11 protein-coding genes are annotated in these 13,188 nt (G+C 71.1%); 6 read left to right on the top strand and 5 right to left on the bottom strand.

Going from position 1 to position 13,188, the window contains the following annotated elements; genetic code table 11:
* Positions 1 to 113: 113 nt before the first annotated feature.
* From NB3_RS28125 to NB3_RS28105, 5 genes are all read right to left on the bottom strand, one after another.
* Positions 114 to 1,517, bottom strand: a complete 1,404-nt coding sequence (locus NB3_RS28125; RefSeq protein ID WP_067809388.1) for an MATE family efflux transporter — start codon at positions 1,515 to 1,517, stop codon at positions 114 to 116.
* A gap of 70 nt (positions 1,518 to 1,587) precedes the next feature.
* Complete coding sequence (locus NB3_RS28120) at positions 1,588 to 2,619, bottom strand: PLP-dependent cysteine synthase family protein (protein ID WP_067809387.1); 1,032 nt, start codon at positions 2,617 to 2,619, stop codon at positions 1,588 to 1,590.
* A 32-nt stretch (positions 2,620 to 2,651) separates the two neighbouring features.
* The gene (locus NB3_RS28115; RefSeq protein WP_067809413.1) at positions 2,652 to 3,956 is read right to left on the bottom strand and encodes an alanine racemase; all 1,305 of its coding nucleotides are present in this window, start codon (positions 3,954 to 3,956) and stop codon (positions 2,652 to 2,654) included.
* A 68-nt stretch (positions 3,957 to 4,024) separates the two neighbouring features.
* A complete protein-coding gene (locus NB3_RS28110) occupies positions 4,025 to 5,035 on the bottom strand; it encodes an ornithine cyclodeaminase family protein (protein WP_174553248.1) in 1,011 nt (336 codons plus the stop codon).
* Positions 5,007 to 6,164: a TauD/TfdA family dioxygenase gene (locus NB3_RS28105; protein ID WP_067809382.1), complete on the bottom strand. Its 1,158-nt coding sequence runs from the start codon at positions 6,162 to 6,164 to the stop codon at positions 5,007 to 5,009. Before NB3_RS28105 ends, NB3_RS28110 begins: the two co-directional genes overlap by 29 nt.
* A gap of 307 nt (positions 6,165 to 6,471) precedes the next feature.
* Here NB3_RS28105 and NB3_RS28100 point away from each other — a divergent pair, with 307 nt between their 5' ends.
* The 6 genes from NB3_RS28100 to eno all read left to right on the top strand — a co-directional run.
* A complete protein-coding gene (locus NB3_RS28100; protein ID WP_067809380.1) occupies positions 6,472 to 7,989 on the top strand; it encodes an ABC transporter substrate-binding protein in 1,518 nt (505 codons plus the stop codon).
* Positions 7,989 to 8,915, top strand: coding sequence for an ABC transporter permease (locus NB3_RS28095; RefSeq protein ID WP_067809411.1), 927 nt, complete (start codon positions 7,989 to 7,991; stop codon positions 8,913 to 8,915). Before NB3_RS28100 ends, NB3_RS28095 begins: the two co-directional genes overlap by 1 nt.
* Positions 8,912 to 9,724: an ABC transporter permease gene (locus tag NB3_RS28090; protein WP_067809379.1), complete on the top strand. Its 813-nt coding sequence runs from the start codon at positions 8,912 to 8,914 to the stop codon at positions 9,722 to 9,724. The genes NB3_RS28095 and NB3_RS28090 overlap by 4 nt, the downstream gene beginning before the upstream one ends.
* Positions 9,721 to 11,490 carry an ABC transporter ATP-binding protein gene (locus NB3_RS36395; protein WP_067809377.1) on the top strand — a complete coding sequence of 590 codons (1,770 nt, stop codon included), beginning with the start codon at positions 9,721 to 9,723 and terminating at the stop codon, positions 11,488 to 11,490. The genes NB3_RS28090 and NB3_RS36395 overlap by 4 nt, the downstream gene beginning before the upstream one ends.
* Before the next feature lie 81 nt (positions 11,491 to 11,571).
* A complete protein-coding gene (locus tag NB3_RS28080) occupies positions 11,572 to 12,300 on the top strand; it encodes a lytic transglycosylase domain-containing protein (RefSeq protein ID WP_067809409.1) in 729 nt (242 codons plus the stop codon).
* A gap of 114 nt (positions 12,301 to 12,414) precedes the next feature.
* Positions 12,415 to 13,188 (top strand): phosphopyruvate hydratase (eno, locus tag NB3_RS28075; RefSeq protein ID WP_084823740.1); only part of this gene is annotated, 774 nt, incomplete at its 3' end.

Raw genomic sequence — 13,188 nt, 5'->3', positions numbered from 1 at the left:
GTGAAGGCCGGAGGACTCCGATGGCGATCCGTCGCGCGGCCGTTCGCTCGTGCCGAGGCTTATGGCGGATCGCTGGCGTCTTCCACGGCCGCGACGATCGCGTGAGCGCGTGCTCAGCTCTGGGTCGTCAGGGTTTCCGGCAGCAGGTGCGGCTGGTCGCGTTCCTTCTCGTCGAGCAGGGCGAAGTAGCGGCGCAGCATGAGGGCGGCGGTGGTGGCCAGGCCCGCGGTGAGCCCCCACCAGACGCCCGCGGCGCCGAGGCCGGCCGGGTAGGCCAGGAGCAGGGCGACGGGCAGGCCGACGCCCCAGTAGCCGATCAGCGAGAGGCGGAAACCCGCGTTGGTCGCCTTCAGACCGCGCAGCAGGCCGGTGCCGATGTTCTGGGCGGCGTCGAAGAATTGCAGCACGATGCCGATCAGCAGCAGGGTGTGCGCCACGCGGATGGTGTCGGTGTCGGAGGAGTCCAGGAAGGGGCGCAGCACCAGGTCGGGGGCCACCACGTACACCGCGCCCGTCAGCGCGGCGATCACCGCGGCGTGCCGCAGCGCCAGCCAGGCCAGCGCGCGGGCGTGCGCGTGCTCGTCGCGCGCGACTGCGTGGCTGACCAGGATCGATGCGCCGTGTGAGAGGCCGATCGCCACCTGGAACACGATGTAGATGATCTGGTAGACGACGTTGTGCGCGGCCAGCGCCGCCGGGCCGATGCTGCCCATGACCAGCGCGAGCACCGAGAACATGCCCGCCTCGGAGCCGTAGGTGAGCGCGATCGGCGTGCCGAGTCGCAGCTCGGCGCGCACGGTGGAGAGGCGCACCGGCAGCGGCGTCATGGGCAGCGTGCGTCCGAGTTCGTCGTCGCGCCACACCATCGCCAAGAACACGCCGAAGGTGATCAGGAAGACCAGCGAGGTCGAGACCCCGATGCCGGTGAGCCCGAGTGCGGGCAGCCCGCCCTTGCCGTGGATGAAGCCGAGGGCGAGCGCCAGATTCAGCACCACCGAGCCGAGGGTCACCAGCAACAGCGCCTGCGGGCGTTGCATGCCGACCGTGTACTGGCGCAGCACCTGGAACCACAGGCACGGCAGCAGCCCCGGCGCGAGCGCCACCATCAGCGGACGGGCGTCGGCGAGCACGCCAGGGTCCTGCCCGAGCCAGGGCAGCACCCAGCCGAGCCCGATCAGCACCGCGCCGCCGAGCAACCCGGCGACCGTGGCGATCGCGAAGCTCGAGCGCAGCAGATCGCGGATCTCCGGGTCCGGCGACTCACCGCGCTTGCCCGCCGCGCTCACCGCGGTGGCGATCTGGTTGCCGCTGGCGGTGATCAGGCCGACGCACATGGTGCGGATCTGGTTGAATAGCACGATCGCCAGGCCGCCCGCGGCCACCTGCCGCACGCCGAGGGTGCCCATCAGCGCGATGTTCGTGGTGGACACCGCGATCTGAGCGAGCTGGGTCAGCGCGATCGGCGTCGCGAGCGCGGTGAGCCGCCCGCCGTCGCCGCGGAAACTCCTCACGATCACCGGTTCTCCTTCGCAGAGGGCGGGAGTGTCCCGCGCGGGTGCAGCGTCACACCGTACGACCGACCGGCCCTCACCGCGCTTCCACCAAACCGTTCCTCGCGGCGGGCGTGTAGCGCCGCAGCAGCAGCGCCACCTCGCGTTCGGTGCCGGGGTCGAGCAGGTCGCGTTCGTTCATCCACTCGTCGTCGAACACCGTGTCCAAGTACTTCTCGCCGCCGTCGCACACTATGGTGACCACGGTGGAGCCGGGCGGGAACTCCTCGAGCCGGGTGAGCGCGGCGTACACCGAACCGCCCGCCGACCCGCCGATCATCAGGCCCAGTTCGGCCGCCACCGCGCGAGCGGTCGCGAAGGCCGCCACGTCGGTGACCTTCACGCCCTCGTCCAGCAGCGAATAGTCGACGGCGGTGCCGATGGTGGCGCCGGGCGGGGTGCCGGTGCCCGACTGCCAGTACGGTCCGCCCGGCCCGCCGAAGGCGATCGAGCCGACCGGTTCGACCCCGACGACGTACGGCGTGCAACCGAGCTGGCGCAGGCGGGTCGCGGTGCCGAACAGCGAACCTCCGGTGCCCACCGCGGACAGCAGGATGTCGACGCGCTCGACGTCTTCGAGCAATTCCTCCGCCACCGGGTAGTAGCCCACCGCGTTGGCGTCGTTGTTGTGCTGCTCGGTGAAGAACGCGTCGTCCCGCTCGGCCGCCATCGCCTCGGCGAGGTCCTCCCGTGCCGAGGTGGCCAGGTTGTCGTCGCCCTCGTCGGCGACGAACACCAGTTCCGCACCCATTGCCCGCATCGCGCGCAGTTTGTCCTTACATGCGTGATGGTCGACCACTGCGGTGAAGCGATACCCACGTTCCGCGGCGACTACCGCCAAGCCGAGCCCGGTGTTCCCGGACGTGGACTCGATGATATGTCCGCCACTGCGCAGCAAACCGCGCCGCTCGGCGTCGAGCACCATTTCGCGCGCCATCCTGATCTTGGCCGCGCCGGTCGGGTTGAACTGCTCCAGTTTGAGCAGTAGGCGGGTGCCGGTCGCGGTGGCCGCGAGCTCGAACAGCGGCGTGCGGCCGATCAGATCCGTCACGCGCGTGACGAGCGGCATTGATGTCTCCTGGTTCTGGTCGGGTAGTCGGGTCAGCTGCCGTCGCGGGTCCAGCGGAAGCGCTCGCCGGGTGCGTCGTGCAGGACGACTTTCGGTGGGATGGGCAGCTCGTGGAAGGCGGACTCGTTCGAATCCATCTGATAGCCGGCGGTATTCGGGTAGATCAGCAGATCGCCGACCTCGGCGGGGCGCGGCAGCGGCACCCGCCGCCAGCTCAGCATGTCGGAATCCAGGCAGGTGGCGGCGCCGACGCTGGTCGGCGTCGCGGCGCCGGGACGCGCGGGCCACAGGACCGGGTCGGGCAGGTACTCGCTGTCGAACCATTGCTCCGAGAGGCTGAGGCTGGTGCCGTCGACGGTGAGCAAGCGGTAGGGCTCGCCGTGCGCATGCCTGATCTTGCTGCCCTGGACGCGGAAGACGGTGCAGCCCGCGTGCGCGAGCAGTGCGCGTCCCGGTTCGATCGCCAGCCGCACGGCGTTGTCGCGCAGTCGCCCGGCGAGATCGGCGTGGTCGAGGATCTGCGCGAGCATGGCCGCGCCGGGCACCGGAAAGTGGTACGGATAGTACGAATCGAACGACTTCCCGGAGTGGAACCACTGTCTGTCCACCCCCGCGGTGAACGCCATCGCGGCCTCCGCCGGGACATAGTCGACACCGAAGCCGCCGCCGATCGACACGGTGGTGGCCGGATGCCCCAGGGTGCGCGCGTGCAGACAGCGGGCGATCAGCTCGCCCGCCAGTTCCGCGCGTGCCACCGCGTCATAGCCGGACAGGTGGAAACTGAAGCCCTCCAGTCGAATCGAACCGTGTGCGCCGCACAGCGTGACGGCGGCATCGATTTCGCCGGAGGTCATGCCGAACCGGCTGGCCGAGGCCGCGGGCAGCACGCGGATCAGCACGCGGGCGGGGTCGTCGGTGGACGCGAGCCGGGCGAGCCGTTCGAGTTCTTCGAGATCGTCCACGGCGATCAGCGCGCCGTGCCTGGCGGCCAGCCACAGCAATTCGTCGGCCTTGGCCGGGCCGGTCACCATGAGTTCGTCACCGCGCACGCCCTGTGCCAGCGCGGCGGTCAGCTCGCCGACGCTGGCGACGTCCACGCCCGCGCCGTGTTCCGCGCAGGCCCGCGCGACGCACGCGGCCTTGTTCGCCTTCTTGCCGTAGTAGATGACGCCGTGCACCCCGGCGTGCGCGAACGCGGCGTGGAACGCCCGGATGTTCTGGCCGACCCGCGCCGGATACATCACGTGGAACGGGCCGCCCAGCGCGAAAGCCAAGTCACCGAGCAGATCCGGATCGGCGAGCAGGCGGCGCTCCCAGGGGTCGAGATGCGCGGGCATCGGCGCCGCGCTGATCGAATCCTGCGCCGCCGCTTCGTTCCCCGGCTCCACGGTGACACTCGCGTGCTCTAGTCCCACAGCGGCACCTCCGTGCCACGGCCTTCCGCGATCGCCCGCTCCGCCAGCGCGTGGGCCACCGCGATATCGGTCAGCACCAGCCCGCTGTTGTAGACGAACACGCGCTCGTCGTCGGAGCGGCGCGCGACCGCGCGGCGATTCAGGATCTGCGGCAGCTCGGCGTCCACCGCGCGCAGCGTGCCGTCGGGTCCGGCCATGTCGGTGCCGGTCAGCGCCATCTGCTCGGCGCTGGTCGCGATCACGCGGTCGGCGTCGTGCAGCGTCGACGGCGCGAGTCCGTAGCCGACCAGCACGGCCACCGAACCCGGTGCCAGATCGTCGGATTCGAGCGCGACCTCGGTGCCGGGGCCCGCCGTCGCCAGCACGACATCGGCGGTAGCCGCCGCGGCGCGTGGATCGGTGACGGTCTCGAGCAGCGCGTGCGGATGGTGCTCGGCGAGCCCGCGGTGCACGGCCGCCAATCCTTCCGGGTGCGTTCCGTAGACCATCAGCTTGCGCAGCTGCGGGTTCGCCGCGAGCAGGTGCGGCAGGGCGTTGCGGCCCTGGGTCCCGGTGCCGATCAGCAGCACGCTTTCCGCGCCGCGCCGGATCGTCTCGCGCACCAGCAGGGCCGACACCGCGGGCGTGCGCAGCGCGCCGACCCGCGCGCAGTCCATCATCGCGATCGGCGCGCCGGTGCTGTCGTCGTAGAGCGTGATGGTCGTGTAGTACCGCTTCGTGCTGCGATCGTGGCCTGGGTCGAACTTGTAGGAGGTCTTCATCGCCACCACGCGCCTGCGGCCGTCCCGGCCGAGCATGGCGTAGGCGACCGACCAGCCGTCGGGGTTCGCGACGCTGAGTTTGCGCGGATTGTCCGAATCACCGGCGGCCAGCGCCAGATACGCCTCTTCCACCGCGCGCACCACCGCCGCCGGTGTGATCGGCACGTCGGCGAGGTCGCTGCGGCTCAACACCCGCAGGGGTGTGCTTCGGTCACGCGTGCTCAAGGGGTCCTCGATCATGTCGTACTGCATCCCGCTCCTGAGTGCCGCTCTCGACCGGCGGGGTGACCGCCGCCCGGAACGGGGCTACTGTTCGTTGCCCGTAGCCATTCTCGTCGGCTTCCTCGGCGCGCCGCCGCCGTTCGGGAAGCCGGATGTTCACTCGCTTGAGCCACCGGTCGGTGCCGTCGTAGCGCGCGGTGAACGGCACCCGGCCGTGCACGGCGACGTCGTTGTCCACGAGCAACAGCTCGCCCGGGGCGAGCGCGGCGGTCACACAGACGCGTTCGAGTTCGGCGGCGAGGTGTTCGTAGGCCGCGCGGAATTCCGGGTCGGCGGCGGCGAGCGGGGTGTACGCCGGGTCGTAGCGCAGAGTCTGCTGCTCGGGGCCTGCGGCGCTCCACAACGTAGGAACCGGTGCGGGCGTGTGGGTTTCGTGGCCGTCGCCGTAGGAGACGTCCGGCAGGATCGGCAGTGTGGGAGTGCTGAGCAGTTCACGCTGCGCGGTGGACAGCTCGATCCGGCGCACCGACGACACGGTGGTGCCGACCAGATCCGGGTTGCGCAGGCAACCGAGCATCAGCAGGTTGGCCCGCCGCGGATGGAAGGCGTCCTCGGTATGCGGGCTCAGCAGCACTTTGCTGCTGGCCCCGGACTGCTCGTGCTCGTGACCGGCCGCGGGAACGATGTTGTTGACCAATCGCCCGTCCTGCTGGCCTTGCCAGCCGAACGGCTCACCCGCACTCCGCGCGAGCAGCAGCATCACCAGGTCGAGTTCGAACGAACGCGCGCGCCGCTCCGGATCGCCGCTCCAGCGCGCCGCCTCCCGCCAGCTCGGCGGCGTGGGGCCGAATTCGCTGTCCGTCAACGGAAGACGGCCGACGACGGCCGCGCCCGCCGCGGTGGCGGGCGGACGCATGGCGTGACGCACCTCGGCCGGGAGCCGCGCAGCGCCCGCGTCGATCCGTTCGATGAGCGCCGGGGCCGTGAGGGTGCGCGCGGCGGCGGCCGGATCGGCGAGCGCGAGGTCGAGTGTGGTCGAGATCTCTCTGGCGAGAGCGCGCACCGCGCGGCCCGCCTCCGGGGAAAGCTCACGTCGTTCGAGGTCTAGGGGGTGAAGCGTCTTACGTTCGGAGAGAACGCTTTTCACCGGGCTTCCCTTCTTCGCATCGGTGGGAAAAGCAGGGTTCACGATTAGTATGGGAAGGTAGCCCTTCGCACGTAGTGAAGCAAGGCTTACCTAAGCGAGTCGGCGAAAAATAGCCGAACCGTATAACTTCGGCCCGTGTGGAATCGGGCTTGAAATGCCTCGGTCCGCGGTTTGCGAGAGATGCGCCCTTGCACTGCCGTTTTGATGCCGGTATCGGTGAGTCGCGCAGTGCATTAGGCTAGCCTGTCCTGAGCGAGGCGCTGTGCGCGGTACCGCCGTGGGTTCGGTCAGGAAGAGGGGCAGCACAATGGTTTTGAATCGAAGGGGCCTGCTGCGGTCGAGTCTCGGGGTGGGGGCGGTGCTGCTGGTAGCCGCTTGTTCGGATGACGCAGACACGTCCGGACCGGCGCGGCGCGGCGGCACACTGCGGGTCGGCGCGCTCGGCACCGCCGCGCGCATCGAACGCGACCCGCACGCCAACCTCAGCAACGACAGCGACTTCCTCGTCACCTCGCTGGTCTACGACGCGCTCACCGTGCCGGGCGGCAACCCGAACGTCGTGCCGCGCTTGGCCACCCGATGGGAGCCGGACGCGGACCGGCGGCGCTGGAGCTTCAGCCTGGCCGAGAACGCGACCTTCCACGACGGGAGCGCGGTGACGTCCGAGGACGTCGTGTGGTCGCTGCGCAGGCTGCGCACGGTCGGTGGCGCGTCGAAGATGCCGGTGGCCGTGGAGGACATCACCGCCGACGGGCCGAATCGCGTGGTGCTGGCCGTGCCGGAGCCGAATACCCAACTGCCGCTGCTGGTCCGGCTGATGACGTTCACGGTGAAGAAGGACACCACCGACTTCACCAAGGCGGTCGGCAGCGGGCCGTTCCGGTTGGAGTCCTATCAGGGCGGCAACGCCCGGCTGGTGCGCAACGAGCAGTGGCACGGCGGGCCGCCGCTGCTGGACGCCATCGAGGTCACGATGTTCGAAAGCGTCACCGCGCTGGGCAACGCCGTGCTCGGCGGGCAGATCGATCTGGCCTCCAACGTCGGCGCGATCGCGGGCCGCACCGCCGAGGGACGCGGTGGCCTGACGGTCGTGCGCCGCCCGAACGACACGGTGGTCGGCGTCGCCATGCGCACCTCCGACGGTCCGTTCGCCGACGTGCGGGTTCGCACCGCCATCCGGCTCGGCGTCGACCGCGAAGCCCTGGTCAAGCAGGTGCATTCCGGATACGGAACGGTGGCCAACGACATTCTCGGCACGGCCGATCCGCTCTACGACACCTCGCTCGCCCAACGCACCCGCGACGTCGAGCGCGCGAAGGCGCTGCTGCGCGAGGCGAACTTCGACACCGGGCGCAGCTACCCGTTCGTCACCAAGGCCGAGGCGCCCGGTGAGGTGGAATCGGCGAAGGTGATCGCCACCCAGCTCGGCGAGATCGGCGTCCGGCTGGACGTGGTCACCCAGGAGCCGAACGCCTTCTACGACCAGACCTGGCTGAAGGCGCCGCTGTACACCATCTCCTGGGGCACCAACGATTCCACGCTCTTCTTCGCGAGCAAATTGCTGTCGAGCGGATCGAACCGCAACGAAACCGCTTTCAAGGACGCGGCATTCGACGCCGCGACCGCGAAAGCCCTCGCCGCGCACACCGACGCGGAGTATCGGCAGGCCGCTCAGGAGTTGCAGCGCATCGAGTACGAGCGCGGCGGCTACCTGGTCTGGGGCATGGCCGACGGCATCGATATCGCGGCCTCCCAGGTGCGCGGCCTGCCCGCGCTCGGCGGCTTCGCCCGCGTCCAATTGGAAAAGGCCTGGCTGGCCGGGTGATGCTCTTCGCGCGACTGCTGCTGCGGCGCGTCATCCTGCTGGTGACGCTGCTGGCCTGCGTCTTCGTCGCCGTGGACCTGCTACCGGGCGACACCGCCCGCGCGGTACTCGGCCGGGAGGCCACGCCGGAGCAGATCGCGGCCAAGGAACACGAACTCGGCCTGGACCGTCCGCTGTGGGTGCGGTTCTGGAACTGGATATCGGGCGTGGTCACCGGCGATTTCGGGCGCACCGCGCGCGGCAGGCCGGTCGACGATCTGCTCGCCGACAAGTTCCCGCCGACGCTGCTGCTCGGCGGACTCGCCCTCGCGGTGACCGTGCTCGCGTCGCTCGCGCTCGGCGCGTGGTGGGCGACCCGGCCGGGCGGCGTGGCCGCGCGCGTGCTGCAGCCGACGACGACCACCGCGGTGGCCGTTCCGGAGTTCGTGATCGCCACGGTGCTGATCCTGGTGTTCGCGCTGGCGCTGGGCTGGCTGCCCGCGGTCACCGTCACCGGCCGGTCGGGGATGCCGGCCGGGGCGCAGATGCTGGTGTTGCCGGTGCTCGCGCTCGCGCTGCCCCAGATCGGCTGGAACACCAGGGTGGTGCGTGCTGCCCTGGCCGACGCCGCGCTGGCTCCGCACGTGGAAAGCGCGGTGCTGGACGGTGTTCCGGGCCGGGCGGTGCTGGCGCGGCATGTGCTGCCGTTCGCGTTGCCGACGATCGTCGCCAGCTTCGCCACCACGGTCGGGATGCTGCTCGGCGGTGCTCTCGTGGTGGAGACCGTGTTCAACTATCCCGGTCTCGGCGCGGTCCTGGCCGGTTCGGTGGCCGATCGCGACACCTCGGTGGTCGCCGCGGTGGTGGCGCTGTCCGGAACGTCGATCATGGTCGTGCTCGCCGTCGCCGACGGCATCCGCGCCTGGTCGTTGCGGGGGCGGCGATGAAGGTCTCCGCCGCGGCGCCGGTGCGACGGCTCGGCCGTCTCGCCGTCGCGCCCGCCCTGCTGGTCACGCTGCTGGCGGCCCTCGGGCCGACGCTGGCGCCGCACCCGGCGGAGGAAGCGATCGGCATCCCGTTCGGTGACCCCGGTGCGGGCGCGCCGCTGGGCACCGACCGCCTCGGCCGGGACGTGCTCAGCCAATTGCTCTACGGCGGCTGGGGATTGCTGCTGGTGGCCGCGATCATCGCGGTGCTGGTGACGGGCGCGTCGTGTGTCCTCGGCGCGGTGGCGGCGCTGCGGCCGCGGATCGGCGAGTGGATCGAACTCGGCACCGATCTGTTCATCCTGCTGCCCGCGGTGCTCGGCATCCTGCTCGTGCTGACCTCGTGGCCGGACGCGGGCGCCGTGGGGCTGATCGCTCTGGCGCTGCTGTTCGGCGTCCCCTATTGCGCGAGGATCTTCACGGCCGCCGCGGCCGGGGTCGCGGCGTCCGGCTACGTGGAGAGCGCGCGGGCGGCCGGTGAGCCGCTCGGGCACCTGGTGTTCCGCGAAGTGATCCCGAACCTGCGCGCGGTCTCGACAACGCAGCTCGGGCTGCGTTTCGTCGCGGCGGTCTATCTGGTGAGCACGGCGTCGTTCCTGCAACTGCCCACCACGCTCGGTGCGAGCAACTGGGCGGTCATGGTGCGCGAGAACGCCTCCGGCATGCTGCTCAACCCCTTGGCCGTGCTCGCCCCGAGCTTGGCCATCGCGATCGTCGCGGTGAGCGTGAACCTGGCGGTGTCGGCCTTCGGCGGAGGGGAGCGGGAATGAACGCGAACGTCACGACGAGCGTGCGCCGGACGGCCGAGACGGACGGGCAGGTTCGGGCCGACCTCGTCGCGGTCGACGGCCTGACCGTGTTCGGCCCGGATGGACGCGAACTGGCCGGTCCAGCGACCTTCCGGATTCCGGCGGGCACGGTCACCGCGCTCACCGGTCCGTCCGGGTCGGGCAAGACCACCGTGATGCGCGCGCTGCTCGGACAGCTGCCGTCCGCCGCGGCGCGCGCGACGGGAACGGCGGCGGTCGCCGGACACGATGTGCTCACGCTGGATCGCTCGGCGCTGCACCGGTTCCGGCGCAGGCACATCGCTTACGTCGGGCAGGACCCCGGCTCGGCGCTGAACCCCCTGCTGCGCGTGCGCGCCCTGCTGCGCGAAGTCGCGCCGGGCGCGTCCGATGCCACCCTGACCGACACGCTCGCGCTGGTCGGCCTGTCGCCGGAATACCTGCGCCGCCGCCCCGGCGAACTCTCCGGCGGCCAGCAGCGGCGCGTCGCCCTGGCCAGGGCGCTGATCCGCCGCACCGGCGTGCTGGTGCTCGACGAGCCGCTCGCCGGGCTGCACGGCGCGCTGCGCACCGACATCGCCGGACAACTCGCGGCACTCGCCCGCGAGCGGTCGGCGGCGATCCTGCTGTCCGGGCACGACACCGCGCTGGTGCACTCGATCGCCGACGACATCGTCGAACTCGGCGTGGTCCGCCCGGCGGCACCGCATCCGGTTCGGGGGAACGGTACGCCGGAGCGAATCCTCGGTGCGGTGGCCGAGCCGAAGGCGTTTCGGCCGGTCGCTTCCGACGGTTCGGCCTCCGTTGATCGCGACGAGCCCATGTCGACGCCGGAAGGTCCTGATGAGTCGCGCTCCGGCCCGGCGCGGAACGGATCGGCGGGCGAACATGAGCAACGCGCCGTGCCGGGCCGGGATTCGGACCTCCGGTGGTCTTCCGGTCGAGCGCCGAACGGCGTCGGCTCTCGACGTGAAGTGCCGCACCGGGCGGAAGACGGCGACTCGAAGCCGCACAACATCGTGCTGCGGGCCGAGGGGATCGCCGCCTCGATCGACGGCCACCAGGTGCTCGCCGACATCGACCTCGCGCTCGCGGCGGGCTCGGCGCTGGCGGTGGTGGGTGCGTCGGGCGCGGGCAAAACCACCTTGGCGCGCGTGCTCGCGGGGCTGCACCATGCGGCGACCGGTTCGCTCGCGCTGCGTAGCGAGCCGATCGCCGTCGGCGCGAACCGGCGAATCCGCTACGGCGCGGGCGGTATTCAACTGGTCACCCAGAACCCCCGGTCCGCGCTGAACCCGCGCCGCACCGTCGCGCAGACGCTCGGCCGCCCCCTGCGGCGGATCGGACGCGTCCCACGCCGGGATCTTTCGCGGCGGATCGCGGAACTCCTCGCCGCCGTCGAGCTGACCGCCGATCTGGCCGCCCGCTATCCGCACGAGTTGTCCGGCGGGCAGCGCCAGCGGGTCGCGCTGGCCCGCGCGCTCGCCGCCGAACCCGCCGTGCTGCTGTGCGACGAGATCACCTCCGCGCTGGACCACGCCACCGCGGTGGCGATCATGGTGCTGCTGGACCGGATCCGGTCCGAACGCGACACCGCCCTACTGGTCATCACCCACGACCTGACCTTGGTCGCCGCGTATTGTCACCAGCTGCTGGTGCTCGACCACGGGCGCATCGTCGAATCCGGGCACACCGGAACGGTGCTCGCGGCGCCGACGCACAACGCCACCAGTGAACTGCTCGTCTGACCGGCCAGGCGTCATGCGAGCCTGCGACACGCAGTGCACTCCGTCACCGGCTTGCCGCGGGCACGCGTCGTCATCTGGATCATGGAAGATGTGTTGCGAAAGACCGGCGTCTGCGCCGCCGTCCTGGTGCTTCTCGGGCTCGCCGGTTGCGGCGGGGGCGAGCGCACCCCGATCCCGGAGGGCATCCCGCCCGGACCGGGCACCCCGCTGCCCGCGATCGACTTGGATGCTCCCGGCCGCACGGCCGTCCAGTTGCACGGCTGGGCCGACGAGCAGGCCGATCGGCTCGGCATCCCGCCGATCGCGCTGGAGGCCTACGGCTACGCGGCGGCCGTGATGACCAGGGCCCGCCCCGACTGCGGCATCGCCTGGACGACGCTGGCGGGCATCGCGAGCGTGGAGAGCAAGCACGGCACCCACCGCGGCGCCCGGGTCGGCGAGGACGGCTCGGTCCGGCCGCCGATCATCGGCGTGCCGTTGGACGGCTCACCCGGCGTCGCGCGGGTCGAGGACACCGACGGCGGCGCGCTGGACGGGGACCCGGTGCACGATCGCGCCGTGGGCCCGCTCCAATTCATCCCGGAGACCTGGAAGCGCTGGGGCGTCGACGCCAACGGAGACGGCGTCGCTGACCCGCAGAACATCGACGACGCCGCGCTCACCGCCGCCAGGTACCTGTGCGCCAGCGGCGGCGACCTCACCTCCGAGCACGGCTGGCAGCGGGCGTTGCTCACCTACAACCAGTCGCACAGCTACCTGCTGACGGTGCGCGACCGGGCCGCGACCTACAGCATCGGCCGCCGGGTGTGATGTCCCGGTCCCCGGAGTGCCGGTTACCCGCCGCGCTGACGGGACGATAGGCTCGCAGCGCACGGCCCATCCCGTGAGACCTACCGTGTCAGCAGCCGAAGGAGTGTCGTTTTCGTGGCCATCATCGAACAGGTCGGAGCTCGCGAGATCCTGGATTCCCGCGGTAACCCCACCGTCGAGGTCGAGATCGCTCTCGACGACGGCACCCTGACCCGGGCGGCCGTGCCCTCCGGCGCGTCCACCGGCGAGCACGAGGCCGTCGAACTGCGTGACGGCGGCGAGCGCTACGGCGGCAAGGGCGTGCGCAAGGCGGTCGAAGGCGTGCTCGACGAGATCGCGCCCGCCGTCATCGGCCTGGACGCCGTCGAGCAGCGCACCGTCGACCAGGTGCTGCTCGACCTGGACGGCACCCAGGACAAGTCCCGCCTCGGCGCCAACGCTCTGCTCGGCGTCTCGCTGGCCGTGGCCCGCGCCGCCGCCGAGTCCTCCGGCCTCGAGCTGTTCCGCTACCTCGGCGGTCCGAACGCGCACGTGCTGCCCGTCCCGATGATGAACATCCTCAACGGCGGCGCGCACGCCGACACCGGCGTCGACGTGCAGGAATTCATGGTCGCCCCGATCGGAGCGCCGACCTTCAAGGAGTCGCTGCGCTGGGGCGCCGAGGTCTACCACGCGCTGAAGTCGGTGCTCAAGGCCAAGGGCCTGGCCACCGGTCTCGGTGACGAAGGCGGTTTCGCGCCCGACGTCGCGGGCACCAAGGCGGCGCTGGATCTGATCAGCGAGGCCATCGACAAGACCGGCCTGAAGCTGGGCAGCGACGTGGCGCTGGCGCTGGACGTGGCCGCCACCGAGTTCTACACCACCGGCAGCGGCTACAAGTTCGAGGGC

Source organism: Nocardia beijingensis NBRC 16342 (genome assembly GCF_001612785.1).
Taxonomy (GTDB): Bacteria; Actinomycetota; Actinomycetes; order Mycobacteriales; family Mycobacteriaceae; genus Nocardia; species Nocardia beijingensis.
Note: the sequence above shows the minus strand (reverse complement) of the source record. Positions and strands in the feature narration are given on the sequence as shown.